The sequence below is a fragment of the Paracoccus kondratievae genome, from assembly GCF_009301415.1.
Taxonomy (GTDB): Bacteria; Pseudomonadota; Alphaproteobacteria; order Rhodobacterales; family Rhodobacteraceae; genus Paracoccus; species Paracoccus kondratievae.
Genome location: NZ_CP045073.1, coordinates 165,637 through 185,173 on the forward strand (window position 1 = coordinate 165,637; position 19,537 = coordinate 185,173).

Annotated in this window: 20 protein-coding genes; all 20 read left to right on the plus strand. The window is 64.1% G+C overall.

The genetic code is table 11. The features are described 5' to 3' along the window. Nucleotide 1: 1 nt before the first annotated feature. The 20 genes from F8A10_RS12135 (at nucleotide 2) to F8A10_RS12225 (ending at nucleotide 19,222) form a co-directional block, all read left to right on the plus strand. A complete protein-coding gene (locus F8A10_RS12135; protein ID WP_152367464.1) occupies nucleotides 2–1,312 on the plus strand; it encodes a phage head morphogenesis protein in 1,311 nt (436 codons plus the stop codon). Beyond that, nucleotides 1,293–1,469, plus strand: coding sequence for a hypothetical protein (locus tag F8A10_RS21110; protein ID WP_193668270.1), 177 nt, complete (start codon nucleotides 1,293–1,295; stop codon nucleotides 1,467–1,469). Before F8A10_RS12135 ends, F8A10_RS21110 begins: the two co-directional genes overlap by 20 nt. 176 nt (nucleotides 1,470–1,645) lie before the next feature. Further along, nucleotides 1,646–2,665 (plus strand): phage protease, encoded by a 1,020-nt coding sequence (locus tag F8A10_RS12140; protein WP_152367465.1) that lies wholly within the window; start codon nucleotides 1,646–1,648, stop codon nucleotides 2,663–2,665. 2 nt (nucleotides 2,666–2,667) lie between these two features. Continuing rightward, nucleotides 2,668–3,057: a hypothetical protein gene (locus tag F8A10_RS12145; protein WP_152367466.1), complete on the plus strand. Its 390-nt coding sequence runs from the start codon at nucleotides 2,668–2,670 to the stop codon at nucleotides 3,055–3,057. Nucleotides 3,058–3,070: 13 nt separating this feature from the next. Next, nucleotides 3,071–3,970, plus strand: a complete 900-nt coding sequence (locus F8A10_RS12150; protein WP_152367467.1) for a Mu-like prophage major head subunit gpT family protein — start codon at nucleotides 3,071–3,073, stop codon at nucleotides 3,968–3,970. Nucleotides 3,971–4,034: 64 nt separating this feature from the next. Beyond that, on the plus strand, nucleotides 4,035–4,550 hold the full coding sequence (locus F8A10_RS12155; RefSeq protein ID WP_152367468.1) for a hypothetical protein: 516 nt from the start codon (nucleotides 4,035–4,037) through the stop codon (nucleotides 4,548–4,550). A gap of 3 nt (nucleotides 4,551–4,553) precedes the next feature. Beyond that, the gene (locus F8A10_RS12160) at nucleotides 4,554–4,985 is read left to right on the plus strand and encodes a gp436 family protein (protein WP_152367469.1); all 432 of its coding nucleotides are present in this window, start codon (nucleotides 4,554–4,556) and stop codon (nucleotides 4,983–4,985) included. Between the two features lies 1 nt (nucleotide 4,986). Continuing rightward, complete coding sequence (locus F8A10_RS12165) at nucleotides 4,987–5,496, plus strand: phage virion morphogenesis protein (RefSeq protein ID WP_152367470.1); 510 nt, start codon at nucleotides 4,987–4,989, stop codon at nucleotides 5,494–5,496. Beyond that, on the plus strand, nucleotides 5,496–5,942 hold the full coding sequence (locus F8A10_RS12170; RefSeq protein ID WP_152367471.1) for a phage tail terminator protein: 447 nt from the start codon (nucleotides 5,496–5,498) through the stop codon (nucleotides 5,940–5,942). The genes F8A10_RS12165 and F8A10_RS12170 overlap by 1 nt, the downstream gene beginning before the upstream one ends. An 11-nt stretch (nucleotides 5,943–5,953) precedes the next feature. Continuing rightward, on the plus strand, nucleotides 5,954–6,883 hold the full coding sequence (locus F8A10_RS12175; RefSeq protein WP_152367472.1) for a phage tail tube protein: 930 nt from the start codon (nucleotides 5,954–5,956) through the stop codon (nucleotides 6,881–6,883). Nucleotides 6,884–6,917: 34 nt separating this feature from the next. Next, the gene (locus F8A10_RS12180) at nucleotides 6,918–7,289 is read left to right on the plus strand and encodes a hypothetical protein (protein WP_152367473.1); all 372 of its coding nucleotides are present in this window, start codon (nucleotides 6,918–6,920) and stop codon (nucleotides 7,287–7,289) included. Nucleotides 7,290–7,351: 62 nt separating this feature from the next. Continuing rightward, nucleotides 7,352–7,654, plus strand: a complete 303-nt coding sequence (locus F8A10_RS12185) for a hypothetical protein (RefSeq protein ID WP_152367474.1) — start codon at nucleotides 7,352–7,354, stop codon at nucleotides 7,652–7,654. Further along, nucleotides 7,651–11,436: a phage tail tip lysozyme gene (locus tag F8A10_RS12190; RefSeq protein ID WP_152367475.1), complete on the plus strand. Its 3,786-nt coding sequence runs from the start codon at nucleotides 7,651–7,653 to the stop codon at nucleotides 11,434–11,436. Before F8A10_RS12185 ends, F8A10_RS12190 begins: the two co-directional genes overlap by 4 nt. Next, nucleotides 11,433–11,861: a hypothetical protein gene (locus F8A10_RS12195; protein ID WP_152367476.1), complete on the plus strand. Its 429-nt coding sequence runs from the start codon at nucleotides 11,433–11,435 to the stop codon at nucleotides 11,859–11,861. The genes F8A10_RS12190 and F8A10_RS12195 overlap by 4 nt, the downstream gene beginning before the upstream one ends. Then, nucleotides 11,858–12,385 (plus strand): hypothetical protein, encoded by a 528-nt coding sequence (locus F8A10_RS12200; protein WP_152367477.1) that lies wholly within the window; start codon nucleotides 11,858–11,860, stop codon nucleotides 12,383–12,385. Before F8A10_RS12195 ends, F8A10_RS12200 begins: the two co-directional genes overlap by 4 nt. Continuing rightward, nucleotides 12,382–12,582 carry a hypothetical protein gene (locus F8A10_RS12205; RefSeq protein WP_152367478.1) on the plus strand — a complete coding sequence of 67 codons (201 nt, stop codon included), beginning with the start codon at nucleotides 12,382–12,384 and terminating at the stop codon, nucleotides 12,580–12,582. The genes F8A10_RS12200 and F8A10_RS12205 overlap by 4 nt, the downstream gene beginning before the upstream one ends. Beyond that, nucleotides 12,579–13,025 (plus strand): C40 family peptidase, encoded by a 447-nt coding sequence (locus F8A10_RS12210; RefSeq protein WP_152367479.1) that lies wholly within the window; start codon nucleotides 12,579–12,581, stop codon nucleotides 13,023–13,025. The genes F8A10_RS12205 and F8A10_RS12210 overlap by 4 nt, the downstream gene beginning before the upstream one ends. Then, nucleotides 13,022–16,414 (plus strand): host specificity factor TipJ family phage tail protein, encoded by a 3,393-nt coding sequence (locus F8A10_RS12215; protein WP_227493493.1) that lies wholly within the window; start codon nucleotides 13,022–13,024, stop codon nucleotides 16,412–16,414. Before F8A10_RS12210 ends, F8A10_RS12215 begins: the two co-directional genes overlap by 4 nt. Then, the gene (locus F8A10_RS12220; protein WP_152367480.1) at nucleotides 16,414–18,504 is read left to right on the plus strand and encodes an SGNH/GDSL hydrolase family protein; all 2,091 of its coding nucleotides are present in this window, start codon (nucleotides 16,414–16,416) and stop codon (nucleotides 18,502–18,504) included. The genes F8A10_RS12215 and F8A10_RS12220 overlap by 1 nt, the downstream gene beginning before the upstream one ends. A gap of 1 nt (nucleotide 18,505) precedes the next feature. Further along, complete coding sequence (locus F8A10_RS12225; protein ID WP_152367481.1) at nucleotides 18,506–19,222, plus strand: hypothetical protein; 717 nt, start codon at nucleotides 18,506–18,508, stop codon at nucleotides 19,220–19,222. Nucleotides 19,223–19,537: the final 315 nt, after the last annotated feature.

A 19,537-nucleotide genomic window follows, 5' to 3' on the forward strand; every position in this document is an offset into this window, starting at 1 on the left:
CATGGCCCAGACAGTCCTGGAGCCGCTGCCGCACCGCGAAGCCATCGAATATCTCCGCTCCAAGGGCTTCGCGCACGAGCTCCAGCGGTTCCATCATCTTGATCATTTCCGCGAGGATCATGCGCGCAACTGGGTCGTCGCCAAGGCGATGCAGGACGATGTCAGCCGGGCGATCCGTGAGGCGGTGGAATCGGCGCTGGCAGATGGCCGGCCGCTTGGCGAATTCCAACAGGATCTGGCGCCGCGCCTGCAGCGCATGGGCTGGTGGGGCAAGACCGAGATGGAGGACCCGGTCACCGGCGAGACCGAACTGGTCCGGCTCGGCTCGATGCACCGGCTGCGGGTGATCTTCGACACCAATATGCGCACCGCCCATGCCGCCGGGCACTGGGCAGCGATCCAGCGCACGAAGACGGCTTTCCCGTATCTGCACTACATCCAGATTCAACGGCCGACGAAGCGGCATGACCACGCCCGGTTTCATGACAGGATCTGGCGGGTCGACGATCCGATCTGGCTGAAGATCTATCCGCCGAACGGGTATTTCTGCGGTTGCGTTGTCATTCAGCGCACCGAAGGCTGGATGCGGCGCAATGGCCGGACGGTCGACCCGCCTCTTGATCTGGAAGAAGAGGAATGGACCCACAAGCGATCCGGCGAGGTTCACATGATCGCGCGCGGCATCCAGCCCGGGTTCGACACCAACCCCGGTGCGGTCTGGCTCGACATCGGGGCGGACTGGGAGCGGATGACGCCGGACCTGACACCTGCACGGCGCGTCACCGAAAAGGGCCTGATCGAGGGGCTGCGGCTGCGCCGGTTGTCGGACGGACGCGAGACGCTGATCATCACCGATGCGGATTCGCGGCCCGTGGCCATGAGGACGGCGGACCCGGAGAGGCCCAATGCGGTGTCTCTGGATGGCCTGGACGTGCCGGAGCGATCGAGCCTCCTGCACAGCCATATCACCGATGCCGCGCTTTCGACCGAGGACCTGCTGACCTTCGATGACTATGTCGCCCATGCCATCACGGCGATTTCGCCGGGCGGGTCCATGTGGCGTGTGACCCGAGTGCCCGGCAGCAGCCTTCGGGGGTTATTGGGGCATTACGCCACTGATCTGCCCAGCTTCGCTGATGAACTCCGGCAGAATGAACACGCCGCCCAGATCTTCTTTCACGCCCGGTTGCTCTGGCTTGAGAAAATGGGGGCCGTGACCTATCATTGGCGTATGTCGGAGCGCGTCCGGCAGATCATGGACGCGAATGCCGATCTGGTTCGAAGGTTGTCCGATGTCCGCCCTGCGCCCTGATCCCGACCTCTTCGACGTTGCCGCCTGGCAGCAGCGACTGGACGAGCTGCGCGCCGAGCAGCCGAGCAGCCTTCGCGATGCCAAGATCGAATACGCCGAGGCCCATATCCGGGCCATCGGAGGCATCCCCGAAAAATCGGCCCCAGAGGCGGCCTGACGCCCCGGACGGCCCACGCTCCCCGAAAGGTGGAGATGGGCCTTTTTGAACGCGCTGCGGCGGATTTGAATACCATCCCGTTCCGACCCTGACCCGTCCGGCGCGACCGGGGCAGGCAACATCCCGGGAACTGCATCCCGGGGCATTTATTTTTCCGGTCGTGGCAAGTGGTCGCCATGACCAACCTGACCCGAAATATCTGCGCCGCTGTGGCGGTGCCTGCCGACCCGGCCGAGTGGATCGAGCTGATGCCGGTGGGTGAATTTCGTCTGGGTGACGGGCGCGCAAGGCTCGCCCTGCGCCTGGATGATCCAGAGACCGTTATCCGCACCAGTCTCGCGTCGGCTGCGGGTGGCATTCTGCCCATCGATTTCGATCACCGCTCATTTGCGAAACAGGGCGAACAGGACAGCCGCGCGGCAGGCTGGATCACCGGCATGAAGGCCGAGGGCGGCCGCATCATGGCCTCCGTCGAATGGACGGCGGAAGGACGCGCGGCGCTGGAAGGTCGGTCTTACCGCTTCCTCTCGCCGGTCTTCAAAAACAGGAAGGACGGCCAGGTGGTGCTGATCGAGGGCGCCGGCCTCGTAAACATCCCGGCACTGCCCCAACTCCGTCAACTTGCTTCAAAGGAAATCTCCATGGACCCGATCGAGCAGATCGCGGGTGTCCTCGGCCTTGCGGCCGACAAGCCCGAAGACATCGTGGCGCGCGTCACCGCGCTCGCCACGGCCGAGACCCAGCTTGCCTCCATCACCAAGGCAGCCGGCGTAGAGGGCGAGGACGCCGTCACCCAGATCTGCGCAAAGCTGGCCGAGAAAGCGCCCGATCCGGGGGCCTTCGTGCCGATGGCCACTTTCCAGGAGGTCCAGACCCAGCTTGCCTCGCTGCAAAAAGACGTCAGCAAGGACAAAGCCGATGCCGCGCTGGAACGTGCCCGTGAGGCCGGCAAGCTCACCCCGGCGATGGAGGAATGGGCGACCCAGCTTGCCTCGAAGGATCTCGCTTCTTTCGAAAGCTGGGCTGCCTCGGCCCCGGTCATGGTCGAACTCGGCACGCGCAAGCTGGCCGGAAAGCAGCCCCCGGCACCGAGCCCCGACAAGCTCACCGACATCGAACTTCAGATGGCCTCGGCCATGGGCGTCTCCGAGGAGGACTTCCTCGCCACCCGTAACGCTGAACAGAAAGGCGCCTGATCATGGCTGCACTTGAGAAGAATGCCGGCCGCACCCGTGTCGGCGAAGGCCGCCGTTTTCGCAATCCGGTTGCCGCCGACACCCATATCTTTAGCGGTGCTTTGGTCGCGCTCGATGCCGCTGGCAACGCCATCCCGGCAGCCCCTGCCGCCCCGGTCATGCGCGGCGTGGCGCTCCATGAGGCCGACAACACCCAGGGCGCAGCCGGCGAAACCTCGGTCGAAACAGATCGCGGCCCCTTCCTCGTCGCCAGCGACGGCTCGATCGGCCGCACCCATATCGGCGCCGATGTCTTTGTTGTCGATGACAACACGGTCGGCGCGGCCGGGACGCTGGTTGCGGGCAAATGCCTGGATGTGACGCCCGAGGGCGTCACCGTCGAAATCCTCTGATCGGAGATCCGCAATGGATATTACCAAAGCCTCCCTTGCGGCGCTGAATACGGCGTTCACCACCGCCTTCAACGCCCGCCTGACCGGCACTGAAACGACCTATGGGCGCATCGCCATGACGGTGCCGTCCTCGACCCGGCATCAGGCGTATCCCAAGCTCTCCGAGCTCGGCCCCATGCGCGAATGGGTCGGCGAGCGCTTTGTCGAGCGTCTCGAAAAAGACGGCTTCACCATCACGAACCGGAAATTCGAAAAGACCATCGCCGTTCCTGCCGACGACATCAGCGACAACCAGATCGGCCTTTTCACCCCGATCATCAACGATATGGGACAGGTCGCGGCGGAGCTGCCCGACGATCTCGTGTGGGATCAGCTGGAGAAGGGGTTTACCACCGAGCATTATGACGGGCAGATGTTCTTCGACGCTGATCACCCGGTTGTTGGCGAAGATGGCTCGGAAACCTCGGTCTCGAACTTCCAGGGGGGCACCGGCGCGGCCTGGTATCTGGTTGATACCACCCGTGCGATCAAGCCGCTGATCTTTCAGGACCGCGAAGCGCCCAGGATTACCGCCAAGACCAACCTCAACGACGACAACGTGTTTTGGCAGGACGAGTTTGTCTGGGGCGCGAAACGTCGCTGTGCTGCTGGCTTCGGGGCCTGGCAGTTGATTTTTGCCTCGCGCCAGCCACTGACGGCGGAGAATTACAAGGCGGCGCGCGCAGCCATGAACGGCATGCGCGGTCACAAGGGCCGCAAGCTGAATCTGCGCCCGAAACTGCTGGTGGTTCCCTCGACGCTGGAAGGTGCCGCACGCGAGTTGCTGATCGCCGAGCGCAATGCCGCTGGCGCGACCAACGTCTGGCGCGGCAGCGCCGAGCTGCATGTCGAAAACCGGCTTACGCTGATCTGACGGCGGTCATCTTCCCGTGGGGGCGTTACGCGCGCCCCCATCGATAAGCTGACAGGAGGCCATCATGGCGCGCAAACCCGCACAGACCAAGGCTGAAGACAAGGCCAGGGACGCGACCGACGCGACCGAGGACAGGATCACGGCTGCGGCCGGAGACGATCAAGGCGCCGTCGATACCGGTGCGGCCGGGAACACGGATACCGAGGGGGGTAACGGCGCCGCATCTGCGGCCGACACCCCCGATCATGCCCAGGGCGCGGATGTCCCTGGGCAAACCGGCGGGGAGGAAGGGTCTGACCTTCCCGCCGGACACTACAAGGGTTCGGAACGCCCGTTCACTATCAAAAGCTTCGACGGGCTATCGGCCGAGGCGCAGCCGATCGTCCCGGCGGGAACCGACATCAACGTTGCAAATCCGGCATGGATCGTCACCTGCCATCGCGAGGGCGGTCGCCGTCGCGCCGGCCGGCGCTGGCCCAAGGGAGAAACCCATGTCCCGGCCGGCGAGCTGGCAGCCTACGACCTTGCCATCCTCAACGGCGACCCGCGGTTTTCCGTCCGCCCGGCTGATCGGAACTGACCGATGCCCTATGCGTCCCTCGACCAGCTGAAGGAGGTGATCCCGGCCCGCGATCTTGAGCTCCTCACGGATTTCGAGCGCACCGGGACACCGTCCGACGACCGCCTCGTGCGGGCGCTGAACGATGCCACCTCCGAGATCAACAGCTATATCGGTAAGGTGGTCACGTCGCTGCCGCTGGCCGAACCGCCGCACCTCCTGACTGTGCTGTGCCGCGATCTGGCCATGCATCGGCTTTACGTCAATCTCGGCCACGACATGACCACCTATCAGCGGTTGCGCAAGGATGCGATCGAGACGCTGAAGGCCATCCGGGACGGCGAGACCGCCATCGGCGACGACGGCGACGGGCCGAGCGAGCTGACTTCGCCGGGCGTGGCGATGACGGATGGTCCCGAGCGGCTGATTACCCGTGACAGCCTGAAAGGCTACTGACATGACCGGTGTCAGCATCACCTTCGATCTCGACGACCTCGGGGCGCTGTCGGATCTCGATCAGATTGCGGCGGCCGGCGAGGACCTGTTCGAGCTGATGGATGCTATCGGCCGCGTCCTGGTCAACGGCGCGGTCGAGCGCATCACGGTCACCAACATCGATCCCGACGGCATCGCCTGGCCGCAGAGCTTTCGCGCCGAGGTCTTTGGCGGGCCGACACTGCATTCCACCGGCCATCTGGCGCGGTCGATCACCTCCGCGCCAGAAGCGCGTGAAGTCACAGTTGGGTCAAATCTCATTTACGCCGGCGTCCACCAGGAGGGCGCGATCATCCGCGCCAAGACGGCGGGCGGGCTGCATTTCATGCTGGCCGATGGCGAGGAGGTCGTTGTGGGCGAGGTAACGATCCCGCGCCGGACTTATCTCGGCATCTCGACCGGCGAGCGTGAGGACATCGCCGATCTGACCGTCGCTTACTTTTCGGGCCTGCTCGGCGGGGGGATGCAGTGATGCTTCAGATTGATCCTATCGCCGTCGCCGCTTTCCTGCGCGCTGCTGTGCCGGCCTTCGTCTCGGTCGGGCAGGCGCGCGACCTTGCGGCCGTGCGCCGGGAGACCATCCGCTGGCCGTCCGCGTGGATCGTGCAACTGGCCGAGACCGCTGCTGACAACCGCTATGCCAGCGACGACATGATCGAGCAGCCGGTCACCGGCCGGATCGCGGTGATCATGGCGGTGCGCGATATCGCCGATCGCACCGGCACCCGGGCCGCGACCGATCTTCAGCCACTGCGCGAGGCCGTCATGCTTGGCCTCGGCCGCTTCATACCCGCCGGTGCCGATCAGGCTTTCCGCTTTTCGCGGGGCCAGCTCGTCAGCGGTGTCGACGCCCAGGGCGGCATGTTCTGGCAGGACGAATTCACGCTGCGCTTTGACCGGCGCATTCCACTGAGTTGAAGGAGAAAAACATGGCACGCTTTGCGCAGCGCCTCATCCGAGAGAAGCTGGAAACTGTACCCGGCACCGCCATCGCCACGCTGGCAACGGATGCCATCCTTGCCCGCAATGTCACTCTCTACAATCTCGAAGCCGATTACCAGGCGATGGATTTTGTGACCGGAACGGAAGGCGCGCAAGGCGATGACGTGACCAACGTCCGGTCAGGTGCCGATTACGAGATCGAGGCCGCGCCGCCGGCTGTCGCCGGCCAGCCGCCGCATTATGCGCACCTGCTGCAATCCAGCGGCTGGGCCGTGGCCGATGATGATGGCGATGCCGTCTTTACGCCGCTGGCGCTGGAACTGCCAATCCCGTCCTGCACCATGCAGCTGCGCAACGGTGCCCTGATGCAGAACGTCGCCGGGGTGCGCGGTTCGGTGAGTTTCACGGCCGAGACCGGTAAGAAGCCATTCTTCCGTTTCTCGCGCCGGGGAAAGTATGTCGCACCGATCGCCTTCGATCCGGTCGCCCATGATTTCGCGGGTTGGCCGCGCGCCCTGACCTGCACCCCGGAAAACATGTTCGCGTTCACCCTCGGTGGCCAGAAGCTCTGCTGCACCGCCTTCAGCTTCAACGATGGTCGCCAGCCGCAGGCTGAGACCTACATGAACTGCGAGGACACCACTCTGACGCCGCGCAACTGCACCGGCTCGATGACAGTGAAATGGCCGGCGCTGGCGACCAAGGACCTGCTGACCCAGATCCGCAACGGCGTGACCGAGCCATTGGTCTGGACGCTGGGCAACACCCCCGGGCAGATCATCTCGATCACCGCACCGCAGGTGCAGATCAAGATGTCGGGTGAGCAGAACCTGAATGGCGATCTCGGCATCTCCCTCGATCTGGTCTTCCGCCCGACAGGCGCTGGCAATGACGAGATCGAAATCCGCTTCTCGTAATCCCCCTTCAACACCCCTTCAAGGACAGAGCCGCATGTTCACCTTTACCGACCGCTATACCTTCGAATGGCCCGTCCGGGTCAGGCTGCCGACTGCTGACGGCGAGATCGTTCAGGAATTCACCGGTATGTTTCTCATGCCCGATGACGAGCTCGAGATCTTTGCCCCGGTCGAAGCCGAGACAGCGACAGCAATGGTTGAGGTGACGCGCGAGCGTCTGGCGAAATGGTGGGTCGGCTGGAAGGGCATTGCGGTGGAGGGCGGGGGTGAACTGCCCTTCAGCGCCGAGAACCGTGACAAGCTGTTGCGCCAGCGTGCCGTGCGCATCGCGGTCGATGTCGCGCTTTCCGAGGCGGTGCTGGGCATCCCGTCGCAATCCGTCCCCGGGATCCGCGAAAAAAACTGATCCGCGCCGCGCAGGCCATCTGGGGCGGCGCGGCGATCTCGGAAGACCTGGTTGCGGATCTGATGGCCGAGGGCATGACCCGGCCCGAGGCCATGACCATGGCGCGGACAATGGTTGGCGAGGGTGAGGTAAGCAATGTCCTGTTGCCTGCATCGGATCACGATCTGATCCGTCTCATCCTCGCCAGCAACAACCGCTGGCTCCGCGCATCGGCAGGTCTCGGCCCATCTATCCCGATCGGGCTCGATTTGCCCGCCGTGGATGTGACGGCGCGTTGGCTGGGCATCAATCCCGATGCCCGGCTGCTGGACGGCCTCATGATCCTTGAACGTGAGGCGCTGAAACTCATGAGGACCGAGCGGTGAGCAATACGGACATGCGCGCATCCCTGACGGTGACAGCCGATGCCAGCGCCCTGGTCGCAGAGATGCGCAAGGGCAGTGAGGGCCTGCGCGAGATCCGCCGCGAGGCCGAAGCTGCGGCCAGATCTGCCGCAGTCGCCGCCTCCGAGCAGGGGCGCATGGCCGAAAAGCTCAACCGCACCTTCAGCGGTTTTGGTGCCAGCCAGAAATCGGCGCGCGACAGTGCCAGTGTGTTCGAAGCCAGCCGCGAATACGAGGCGTTCCAGCGTGAACGGGCCGAACAGGCGGCGCGGGCCTATCGTTCGATCGAGGAAAGCCTCAATCCGCTGATCCGGGCGGAACGGGAACTGGCCGAGGCGCAGGCAGTGGTGAACCGTGCCCTTGCCGAGGGCCAGACCAGTCAGGCCGCCGCCAACCGGACACTTGCTCAGCTGCAGGCGCGCTACGAAGGGTTTGTGCGGGCACAAAGCCCGGCCGCGCAGAGCGCCCGGGCATTTGAGGCCGCAATCGAAGCCGAGGCGACGGAGATCCGGCAGCTGACGCTGGCGCTTGATCCGGCGGCGCGCGCCCAGGCCGAGTTCGCCCGGGTGCAGAACCTGACCACCAGCGCGGTGCGCAACGGCACCATCACCCAGGACGAAGCCAACCGGGTGATGCAGCTGTTTGAGGCCCGGCAGAAGGCCATCGGCAAAGGTGGCTTTGCCATGGCGGGCGGGTTGCAGAACGCCAGCTACCAGATGACCGACATCATCGTTCAGATGCAGGGTGGTCAGGCGCTGGGGCTTATCCTCGCGCAGCAGCTGCCGCAGTTGCTTGGCGGGTTCGGCGCTCTCGGCGCGGCACTGGGCGTAGTGGTCGCCCTCGGCGCGCCGCTGGTGACCTCATGGCTGACCTCGGGCGATGCGGCCGGATCGCTTGATGACCGGCTGCAAAAGCTTGAAGCGCGCATGGCATCGGTAAAGGACCACATGGAGCTGCTGGGCAACCATAAGCTGGATGAAACCTTCGGCAGCATGACGGGTGATATTCGGGAACTCACCGAGGTGCTGTTAGCGCTGGATCGCGCTGCTGAACTGAAACAGCTTGGCCTTTCTCTGGATAAGATACTGTCGGATCCGATTGATCTGAGCTTCTGGCAGAAACTGAACCGGCCACTCTGGGGCGAGGGTCGTCGGGAATTCACCGAGAACATCAATCGCGGTAGGTATGCGGATATCACCGAAGGGCGTGGTCCATCCTACGACGACTACCGTGCCCGGCAGGGTGAAATCATCGATCTGGCGAAGGCTGGAAAGGCAGAGGAAGCCGTCAAGCGTGTCAAGGATCTGGTCGAGGAATTCACAGGCGGCGGTCCTGTTACCGACCTGAATGATGAATTGGTCACAATGCTGATTAATCTGGGCGCAACAACCCAGCAGATGGCCGAACTCGAAGCCTTCTTGAATGGGACAGCGAAGGCCAACGCCATCACCCGCCAGATTGATGAGATGGTGCGCGCCTCCGAACAGCAGGCCGAGCTGTCACGTGCTGCCCTGAAATTTGGCGAGGACAGCGCCGAGGTCGAGGCTGTTCGTGCCCGGCAGGCCAGGGAAAATCTGGCGATCCAGCTGCGCGAGATGAAAGTGGTCGAAGGCAGCGCCGAGGAACTGCGCGCCATGGCCGCGCTCGATGCCGATCTCGCCGCCTCGGCCGATCTGCGCGCCCAGGCGCGCAAGAAGGAATCCGACGCGCTCTTTGCGGACCTCACCCGGCAGGGCGAGCTTTCCGCCGCGATCCTGAAATTCGGCAAGGACAGCGCCGAGGTCGAGGCCCTGCGTGCCCGCCATGCACGCGAGGTCAACGACGAACGCCTGAAGGAAATGGGGCTCGCCCCGGGCCTGCTGGCGCTGGCGCAGAAGCTGTTTGCGGTGGAACAGCAGCGTGCCCAGCAGATCAAGGACAGCGAGGCCGGCCGGAAGGCCGACCAGATGTCGGCCAGCCTGCGCGAGCAGGCCGAGATCAACCGGGCCATCGCCCTGCACGGCCGGGACAGCCTGCAGGTGAAGGAGCTGCAGATCGCGGCCGAGCGGCGCGCTTATGCCGAGTCCCTGAAAACCCTCCAGGTCTCCGAGGAGCGCAAGCGCCAGCTTATGGCGGAATGGGAACAGGCCCGGGGCCTGGCCTCGGCCGATCCCTTCGGTCAGATCGCCGCCGCACGAGGAATGGCCCGCAGCCAGCAGGAACGCATCCAGCAACTGAAGCTGGAACAGGCGCTCCTCGGCCAGTCCGAGGCGGTGCGGTCGCGCATTCTTGCACTCTGGAAGGCCGAACAGGAAATCCGCCGCCAGGGGATCGACGCGACCAGCGAGCGGGCACGCCAGCTGCGCGAGACCGCCGTCGAGGAAGATGCGCTGGCCCGTAGCATCGAACGCCAGAAAACCGCCTGGGAGGATGTCGAAGCCGCAGCCGAAAGCGCCTTCGACAGTATTCTCGACAAGCTGATGGACGGCGACTGGGAGGAGGCGCTGGAGGAAGCCGCCAAGGCCGTCGCCGGGACGCTCTTTGACCTCTCGGTACGCAACCCGGGCAAGAATGCGCTGTTCGGGAAGGATCTGCCCACCATGAACGATGTTGGCGGTCTGCAGGGCATCTGGGCGCGCCTGACCGGCCGGGGCGACGGCTCCGATATCGCCATCCCGGCGCCCGCCACCAATGTCGGCGCCATGAATGTCCAGGCCGCGAACGTGGTGATCGGAGGCCCCGGCGTCATGTCGCTCCTGGCGGGCATGTCCGGCGCCGCGAACGGCGCGGCTGCGCCCGGGTCGTTTTCGGGCTTGGGCGGGGCGGATTCGGTTCAGGCGCAAGCCTGGCAGTTCTTTGCCTCAAAGGGCCTGAAGCCGCATCAGATCGCCGGCATCATGGGCAACATTTCCGCCGAGAGCGGTTTCGATCCCTTCGCACGGGGCGATAACGGTCAGGCATTCGGCCTGTTCCAGCACAACGACCGCAAGGGCAAGCTCTTCGATTTTATCGGCGGGGCAGGCAATCTCGGCGATGTGAACCGCCAGCTGGAATTCGCCTGGCAGGAACTGATGACTTCGGAAAACCCGGCCTATCGGCGCTTGCTGGCCTCGACAGATGCCCGCAGCGCCACCGAGGCTTTCCTCGGTTTCGAGCGGCCGAGGGGGTTTTCGATGGCCGACCCGACCGGATCGGAGGCCTATGCCAAGCGTGTCGCGGCTGCCGAAGCTGCGCTTGCCAAGTTTGGCACCACCACCCAGACCACGACTGCGGATCTCGGCACCCTCGGCAATGGCATGGGTGTCTTCGGTCAGGCGCTTCAGGGCTTTGCGCAAGGTGGCACTCAAGGCGGTCTTAATGCACTGCTCGGCGGGTTGGGCCAAGTGGTGGCTGGAGCGTTGGGTATTCCCGGATTTGCGTTTGGTGGGGATTTCGGCGGTGGCCTGCGGATCGTTGGGGAAAACGGCCCGGAGCTGGAATTCACTGGCCCGTCCCGGATCATGAACGCGGAACTGACCCGCCAGCTACTGTCGTCACGCAGCTCGGGCGGTGCCGCCAATATCCCGGTTGCGCCGGTCGATACCCGGCCAGTGATCAATGTCGTGAACAACAGCTCGGCCGAGGTGGGCGAGATCCACGAAAGCACCGATGCGCGGGGCCAGCGTCAATATGACCTGATCGTGTCCGACATGGTGGCGCGCGGTGTCAACAAACGCGGCGGCGCAGCTGCCAAGGCATTCCGCAACATGGGCATGACCCCTGCGGTGCGGAGGCGCAACGCATGATCGCCACATGGCCTGCAACGCTCCCGCCCCCGCAACGTGACAGTTGGCAGCTTCAGCCGCAGGATGCGCGGCGCAAGCGTCAGAACGATGCCGGCCCGCCGGGCTATCGGCGGCGGTTTTCCTCGGTCGCCAGATCCGTCTCCATGGTGGTGAAGCTCACTCATGACCAGCGCGCGATCTTCGATCGCTTCTTTTGCGAAACCTGTCAGCAAGGGTCGCTGCGGTTCTGGATGCCAGACCCCAGCACCGATGGCTGGCCGCTGACCACGGGATCGGGCGAACCGCTCTGGGTCAATGCCCAGACCAGAGAGCCGCTGACGCTAAGCGAGCGCTGGCTCTGTGCCTGGGGCGATCAGCCACCGGCAGAGACTGTCGTCGATCAGGTCAAATTCCTGAAGTCCTTTCAAATCTGGGTGTTGCCATGAGCCGTCGCCTGTCCCTTAACGCGCGCCTTGCCCATGAGTCGGAATATTCGGGCGAGATCGAGGTGGTGCTGTTTCTGATCGAGCATCCCGATCTTGAAGCACCGATCCGGCTCTCGACTGACAATGCGGTGCGGTTCTCGGTCGATCCCGAGATCTATTGCACGCTTTCGACCTGGAAGGGTGCAAGCCATGCCAACGACCCGTGGCTCTGGATCATCGCCTCGGCCGTATTGCCGGGCGATGCCGAGGACGCCCCGGCCCAGGCGACGCTGGTGCTGGAAAACCTCGACGCCGGAATGGTCGAGATCATCCGGTCCTTCACCACGCCCGCCACCGTCAGCATGGCGGTGGTGATGGCCGACAGCCCGGACCACGTCGAGGCCGAATGGTCCGGGCTGCAAATCGTCTCGGCCGAGATCACCGGCGGCGAGATCGTTCTCGCGCTCTCGCGCGACGAGATCGAGCTGGAACCCTTCCCGTCCGGCCGCCTGATCAAAAACCGATTTCCGGGGCTGCACCTATGACCGCCATGCATTCGATCCTGTCACCCGCCGCCCGCGCCCTGCTTGCCGAGGCTTATCGTGAAGGCAAGGCATCGACAAAAGGGCGTCGTGCAGCAGTCGCTGAGCTCGCGGAACGCGGGCGACTCATCAGCAAACGTGGAAAGGGCATCCTCACGCCGGCCGGGCGCTTTGATGCTGGCAAGGAAGGTGCAGCATGAGCTGGTCTGATCGGTTCATAGGCATTCCCTATCTGGACCTCGGCCGGACCCGTGCCGGCTGCGATTGCTGGGGCCTGGCCTGCGTCATCTATCGCGAGGAACTGGGCATCAGCCTGCCTGAATACCTGGGCGATTATGCCTCTCCGGACGAACTGGCCGAGGTGGCGGCACTGATCGACCGTGACCGGGCCTCGCTGCTCTGGGTGCCGGTCTCGGGACCCGCCATGGCCTTTGACATTGCCCTGTTCCGGCGCGGCCGCTGGTCCAGCCATGTCGGTATTGTCATCCGCCACGGGCTGATGATCCACATGGTCGCTGATGATCACGCCAAGGTACAGACCTATCGCGACGGTCCCTACAAGCACCGTTTTCAAGGCCATTACAGGCACGTTTCAAGAGCGGTTGAACGCCCCGTGCAAATCCTGTCGGAGGCCCGTCGATGATCAGGACCGCCGGCATTCCCGTACTTGCCGCTTCACAGTTCGATCTACGCATGGACCGCGTCGAACTGACCCTGCCAGAAGGGCTGACGCTCATGCAGATCGTGTGCCAGACACTGCCGGGCGTCTCCGCCGAGGAACTGAAGCTGGTGCGCGTGGCGCTGGTCGGCGCCAACGGCTCCAGCGTCATCGGTTTCGACCTCTGGCATGCGGTGCGTCCGAAACCCGGCATCCGCGTCGTCATCCGGGTGCTGCCCGGCAAGGGCGCGCTGCGGGCCGTTCTTTCGGTTGTCGTCGCCATCGCCGCCGTGGCGATCGGTACCATGTTCGGCCCGACGCTGGCCGGTGCCCTCGGCTGGGGCACCAGCGCCACCGCCATCGGCGCGGCCTCGGCCCTGATCGGCATGGGCGTCAACCTGATTGGCTCGCTCCTGATCAACGCTCTGGTGCCACCGGTCCAGCCAGATCAGGAAAAAAACCGCAGCTCCTATTCCATCAGCGGCTGGAAGAACCGGCTCGATCCCGACGGCGCCGTGCCCTTCGTCCTCGGCAGCATCCGCTATGCGCCGCCATTTGCCGCGCGGCCCTATACCGAGATCGTCGGCGACTGGCAGTACATCCGCTCGATATTCCTCTTCGGCGAAGGCCATACCATCCCGACCGACTTCCGCATCGGCGACACCTCGGTCGGCGAATTCGACGAAATCCAGATGGAAGTGCGCCAGGGGCTGGCTTCGGATCTGCCCTGCAGCCTGTTTCCGCAGCAAGTCATCGAAGAGGGGATCGGTGTCGATCTGACCCGGCCACTGCCGCGCGACGATAGCGGCGAAGTGGCCAAGATCATCGAAGAAGTTCCCAACCCGACGAACCCGGAAGGGCCACCGCTGCTCGTCATTCGCGATCCGGTCGGCATTGAGACCCCGGTGATCCGCACCACCGGAGCGGATGCGAAGCGTGGCTCGATCATCCTCGCGTTCCCGGCTGGCCTGATCAAATTCACCGACGAGGGTAAGAAGCGTACCGTCACCGTGCGGATCAGGGTCGAACAGCGTCTGGCCGGCGCCGAGGAATGGCAGGCGGTGACCACGCTGAATATCTCGGGCAAGAAAACCGAGGCATTTTATCGTCAGCATACCTGGAGTTTCCCGACACGCGGTCGCTGGGAGGTCCGGCTGACCATGCTCACTGACGAAAGCGACAACAGCCAGATCCAGCAACGTACGGTCTGGGCCGCGCTGCAAACCATCCGGCCCGAATATCCGATTGCGATGGATCGCCCGTTGTCGCTGGTGGCCGTGCGGGTCAAGGCCACCCATCAGCTATCGGGTGCCCTCGACAACTTCAGCGCCCTGGTGTCCCGCATCTGTCTGGACTGGGATCATCAGACCCGGACCTGGGTGACCCGTGCAACCTCCAACCCGGCCAGCCTCTACCGGCTGGTGCTGCAGCATCCCGCCAACCCCAAAGCAGTCACGGATGCCGGCATCGATCTGGAGCAGCTTCAGGACTGGCATAACTTCTGCCGGCTGAAGGGTCTCTCCTATAACAGGGTGCTGGATCAGGCCGGTACTTCGCTGCGCGACGTGCTGACCGAGATCGCTGCCGCCGGCCGCGCCACACCACGCCATGACGGATTGCGCTGGGGTGTCGTCATCGACCGGCCGTCCGACCTCATCGTCGATCACATCACCCCGCGCAACTCCTTCAACTTCTCCTGCCGCCGTGCCTATGCTGAACATCCGCACGGCTTGATCATCCGCTTTCAGGACGAAACCAACGACTTCAAGGAGAACCAGCGCATCGTGCCGTGGCCGGGCCACACCGGCCCGATCGATCTGACCGAGGCGCTGGATATGCCCGGCATCACAGACCCGGATCTGATCTTCCGCGAAGCCCGCCGGCGCATGCACGAAGCAGAGCTGCGGCCGGATGTTTACGAGGTCACCCAGGACGGCGCCGCCCGGGTCGCGACCCGGGGCGACACCGTAGTCATCAGCCATGACGTGCTGTCGCAGGTCCAGAAGGCCGCGCGGGTCAGGGACGTGGTCGGCAACAGAATCCTGCTCGACGACGATGTCACCATGATCGCCGGGCGCGACTATGCCATCCGATTTCGCAAGATAACCGAAGAGGACACCATCGGCGTCTCGCATGTCAGAGCTATCGTTAACGCGCCCGGCACCGCAAAGCTCCTGACAGTCACCGGTTCCGGGCCGATGCCGGTCGCCGATGATCTGATCCTCTTCGGCATTGCAGGGCAGGAAAGCATCCGCGCGGTCGTGACCCAGACAGAGGCGACAGAGGATATGTGCACGCTGCTGCGCTGTGTCGACGCTGCACCCGAGATCGACATCCTGACCGACGCGACCCCGATCCCGGCCTGGTCGGGGCGGGTCGGTGCCGAGATCGACGAGAACCTGCTGCAGCCCTCGGCACCGCGCTTCGTCCAGATCACCACCAGCCCGACCGATGCCGGCGCGCTGGCAATCGAATATCTGATTGAGCCTGGCAGTGGCGTCGTCAGTTCGGCGCGGTTCCAGATAGACCATCGTGCGCAAGGCGCGCCCAGCTGGACCGGCACCATCATTCCCGCTGCGAACGGCGGCGGGCGCATCACCGGCTACGACGACGCCCAGGACATCGAGATACGCGCCCGCGCCATATCGGATACCGACATCGCAGGCCCCTGGGGTCCGACCATCACCTATACGATCGGCACCGGCGGTGCAGGCATTCCGTCCGCGCTCGATGACGGTGATGTCAGCGTCACCGCACTGCTCGGTGGCGGCCGGATCGAATTCGTCACCGGCACCGATGCCAATCTCGCCCAGATACAGCTCTACCGCTCGACCTCGGCCGTGCTTGATCGTGAAACTGATGCCGTCGGCGCACCTCTCGAGGTCGCCGCCTCGCGCAGCTATTCCATGACCGTCGGTGACACCACGCGGACCAATCTGCTCACGGCCAATGCCTGGGAGGCCGGCGACGGCTGGACCATCCTGGGCGCCGGGGCTGGCCATGCAGCGGGTGCAGCCGGGGATCTGTCGCATGGGGTCACTACCACGACCGGGCGCTGGTATCGTTATGGCCTGACCGTTGCCGGCCGCACAGCCGGCACCCTGACCCCGCGCCTGACGGGCGGTTCCACCGTCCCCGGCGATATGATTGTCGGCAACGGCCAATATCGCGGCTTGCTTCAAGCGGTCTCGGGCAACAACCGCTGGCGCCTCGCCGCTGATGCTGATTTTGACGGCAGTATCTCGGCGGCGGCGCTTTTCATGCAAACCACTGCCTGCCTCGCGCAGGGCACCCATTACCTGTGGCTTGAGCCGCAGTCGGGAGATGGCGTGCCCGGCCCGGTCGCCGGCCCCTTTATCCTTGAGGTGATCTGATGACCGCCACCAACAACCTGCCCACGACCCAACTCGCTGACAGTGTCGTCGTGAACCATCAGGGCAATACAAGGAAAATGCTGATCACGACGCTGGGCGAGTTGCTCGGCAATGGCGGCAGTGGTACGAACTCCCCCCTCGCGGCCGAGGTGCAGGAACGCATGGCTGCTGACGACGCGATTCGTGCCGATCTTGGCAACGGCCGTGTCTGGCATACCTCGAACAGCGATATCACGTCCCAAACGCCGCCTGACGGCACCGACCAGATCAGTGTGGCGAATACCGCTGGGGTCGTGACCTGGCGGCGTCTGTCGTCCCCGCCGGGCACGGTGCTGCCCGATATCCACGCACAGACGCAGGATGGAACCTGGTGGCAGCGAGCAGAGGATACGCCAGCCCTGAAGGCACGATTGACCGCGGAGACCGAAGCGCGCAACCGCCAGATGCAGGCAGGCAGCATCATCAAGCTGACCGATATCGCGGGCACAGCGAACGCGATCTCCGCGTCGTCTGGTATCTCCGATTTGGACTTCCCGGTCATCGGTGCCTACACGGCCGCCATCAAACCTGTTGCGGATGCGGATGGAGAAATCCTGCTTGATGTTGACGGCATCGGCGGGCGGCGCGTTGTCGATATGGATGGCGCTGCTCTGCCAGCTGGCTACTGGCGGGCGGAACGGGTCTATTTCCTCCGCTACACGGGAACGGTGGCCGCAGGCGAATGGCGTGTCATCGCGGGTGGCTTCACAGCGTCCGACCTGCAGGTTGCGATCAGGTCGCTGACCAGAATCCAGTCTGAACCACCTCTGGTCCCTGTCGTGACCACCGACGAAGGGAAGGTCGCTGTCTGGCTGAAGGATGGGGACCTCGACGCCAAAGGCATGGCCCGGCATCTGCGTCAGGAGGCCGTCAAGGATATCGTCTCCCGCGTCCCTCATGGCGCGGTTGTGCCGCTCATTACGGCTGGGGACCGGGTTGTTTCCTGGCTGGACGCGAAGGGCCGGTTTCGAGCCTTTGGCTTGCCTGCGCCTGTTGATGACACGGGACTCCCTTCAACCGTTGTTCCGGTTGCAAGCGATGGCCGGACGCTGCACCGGATGCGGCGCAAGCTGAGCCTGGCCCGCGCCGGGGTTGCGGGCACAAAGCTGCGCATCGCCATGACAGGGGACAGCTGGTCGGAAATGACCAATATCCCGTCCATGCTGGCTGATCTGATATCCGTCAAAACCTCCAGTGCTACGGGATCGTTCATCCAGGCCAATAATGGGTCGCTATGGGCGGGCGGAAGTCTGACCGCATCAGCGGGATGGACGCGGCAGGACGCCTCGACCAACAGCGACTGGCCATACGGAACCGGCCCTGACGGACAGAATTACCACACCACGGGCGATGGCGAGACGATCACAATCACCCCATTAGACGCGGTATCGGCGCGCATCTACACGCGGAAGTGGGGGGCCTCCTGGACCTATAGCGTGAATGGCGGGGCTCCTGTCAGCGTCACGGAAGCCGATGCAGATGGCGAGCTCACGGCGACCGAGATCGTTGGCTTGAGCACAGGGTTCAACAGCCTCACGATCACCAAGACGGGCGGTGATGGCAGGCTGGTCTTCTGCGGGGTGATGAATGTCCGCCACACCCCGATCGAGATTGCCAAACTCGGCAACGGCGGGCTGACCGGCTACAGGATGCGCGACTATGCCCCTCTCGTGGGCGATGTCTGGGCCGACATCGATCCCGATCTGGTCATCATCAACCTCGGGACCAACGACTATCGCAACGCCTATTCAACGGTTGCGACCTACATTGAGGGGCTGACTGCGTTCATCACCATGATCCGCGCCTGGGTGCCCGATGTGGGCATTCTGATCGTCGTGCCGCCGCAGTCGGACGGGGCAGCGGTCACGCCGCTCAGCGCCTACCGCGATGCGGCTTACAGGCTGGCCATCGAAAACGGCTGCGAGTTCCTGAACCTGCTCGACAGCTGGGGTCCCTATGGCGGCGGTCTGTGGGCCGATGCGCTGCATCTCAACGAGGCCGGATCGCTGGCCTATGCCGATCAAATCTATTCGCATTTCATTGGAGTCTGAAATGGCTATCGTTCACGCTCATAACTTGGGTAACGTGTCCCTGCCGGGCAGCGGATATCCGCCCCTCGGGGCATTCTCGATCCCCTATGCGGATCGTCTCGGTGGGGCCTTCTTTCTTGGCTATGGTCGTGAGGTGGCGGCGGTCAACTGGGGTGCTGACACCGAGGTCAGTATCATCGGCAATCCCAACTTCCAGAACGGATACGCTGCACTGGACGGCGCGAATTACATCGAGACGGGCGTCGAGGAAACTATCGCCTCGACGCTCTTCCTCGTCTTCCGAGAGACCAGTGATAGCGCGGTCGGGGCGTTCGGGAACTATGGCGGCCCCAGCACAATTGGCACGAGTCTGTATGTCTCGGCCGGCAGCACGGTAATGAGCGTCAACACCGGACGGATCGGCGGCACGGGCGGCTCGGCCTCGGTGACCTCTGACACCAGCGGCTGGGGCATCTATTCCGCCAGTATCCCCGCGACCGGACAGGCAAGGCTGCGCAACCATGTCACGGGCAACGTGTCGGTGGCCGGTGCCGCGACAGATCGTGAGTTGAACGGGGCCGGCCCGCTGCGCATCGGTGCGCTCTATTCCGCATCGTTCCCCGGTGCATCGCGCGTGTTCGCGGCGCTGCAGTATCGCACCAATCTGAGCGACGAAGAGACGCTGGTTGTCGGCATCCACCTGCGCCAGATGGCAGAGGCTGCTGGGCTGACGTTCTGAGGTGGGTACCAACAACTCCAAATCACCCGCCACTCTGGCGGGCTTTTATGTGCAAAGGAGGCGGGATGGCCGATTCCCGGCCCGATCCCGCAATTGCGGCAGTAGGTCAGCGCCGTGACCGCGCTGCCTGCGGCGATCGGAATTTAGATGCAAAAGGCAAATCACACCGTTGCATAATTGCCCCTGTCGAGCTCTCCCGTCTGCACACAGCCACGGGCGAATGCGGTCATGCCGCCGTATCTTGCGATGCAAATGGGCTCGGGCACATTTTTTAGGGGATAGGCTAGGGTCAAGGTTTTCTTTGGCATTTCATGC

Excerpts from the sequence above, each read along its gene's own strand:
- F8A10_RS12150 (WP_152367467.1), top strand. The coding sequence starts at position 3,071 with ATGGATATTACCAAAGCCTCCCTTGCGGCGCTGAATACGGCGTTCACC.
- F8A10_RS12175 (WP_152367472.1), top strand. The coding sequence starts at position 5,954 with ATGGCACGCTTTGCGCAGCGCCTCATCCGAGAGAAGCTGGAAACTGTA.
- F8A10_RS12170 (WP_152367471.1), top strand. The coding sequence starts at position 5,496 with ATGCTTCAGATTGATCCTATCGCCGTCGCCGCTTTCCTGCGCGCTGCT.
- F8A10_RS12155 (WP_152367468.1), top strand. The coding sequence starts at position 4,035 with ATGGCGCGCAAACCCGCACAGACCAAGGCTGAAGACAAGGCCAGGGAC.
- F8A10_RS12195 (WP_152367476.1), top strand. The coding sequence starts at position 11,433 with ATGATCGCCACATGGCCTGCAACGCTCCCGCCCCCGCAACGTGACAGT.
- F8A10_RS12165 (WP_152367470.1), top strand. The coding sequence starts at position 4,987 with ATGACCGGTGTCAGCATCACCTTCGATCTCGACGACCTCGGGGCGCTG.
- F8A10_RS12225 (WP_152367481.1), top strand. The coding sequence starts at position 18,506 with ATGGCTATCGTTCACGCTCATAACTTGGGTAACGTGTCCCTGCCGGGC.
- F8A10_RS21110 (WP_193668270.1), top strand. The coding sequence starts at position 1,293 with ATGTCCGCCCTGCGCCCTGATCCCGACCTCTTCGACGTTGCCGCCTGG.
- F8A10_RS12200 (WP_152367477.1), top strand. The coding sequence starts at position 11,858 with ATGAGCCGTCGCCTGTCCCTTAACGCGCGCCTTGCCCATGAGTCGGAA.
- F8A10_RS12180 (WP_152367473.1), top strand. The coding sequence starts at position 6,918 with ATGTTCACCTTTACCGACCGCTATACCTTCGAATGGCCCGTCCGGGTC.
- F8A10_RS12205 (WP_152367478.1), top strand. The coding sequence starts at position 12,382 with ATGACCGCCATGCATTCGATCCTGTCACCCGCCGCCCGCGCCCTGCTT.
- F8A10_RS12185 (WP_152367474.1), top strand. The coding sequence starts at position 7,352 with ATGGCCGAGGGCATGACCCGGCCCGAGGCCATGACCATGGCGCGGACA.
- F8A10_RS12215 (WP_227493493.1), top strand. The coding sequence starts at position 13,022 with ATGATCAGGACCGCCGGCATTCCCGTACTTGCCGCTTCACAGTTCGAT.
- F8A10_RS12220 (WP_152367480.1), top strand. The coding sequence starts at position 16,414 with ATGACCGCCACCAACAACCTGCCCACGACCCAACTCGCTGACAGTGTC.
- F8A10_RS12140 (WP_152367465.1), top strand. The coding sequence starts at position 1,646 with ATGACCAACCTGACCCGAAATATCTGCGCCGCTGTGGCGGTGCCTGCC.
- F8A10_RS12160 (WP_152367469.1), top strand. The coding sequence starts at position 4,554 with ATGCCCTATGCGTCCCTCGACCAGCTGAAGGAGGTGATCCCGGCCCGC.
- F8A10_RS12145 (WP_152367466.1), top strand. The coding sequence starts at position 2,668 with ATGGCTGCACTTGAGAAGAATGCCGGCCGCACCCGTGTCGGCGAAGGC.
- F8A10_RS12210 (WP_152367479.1), top strand. The coding sequence starts at position 12,579 with ATGAGCTGGTCTGATCGGTTCATAGGCATTCCCTATCTGGACCTCGGC.
- F8A10_RS12135 (WP_152367464.1), top strand. The coding sequence starts at position 2 with ATGGCCCAGACAGTCCTGGAGCCGCTGCCGCACCGCGAAGCCATCGAA.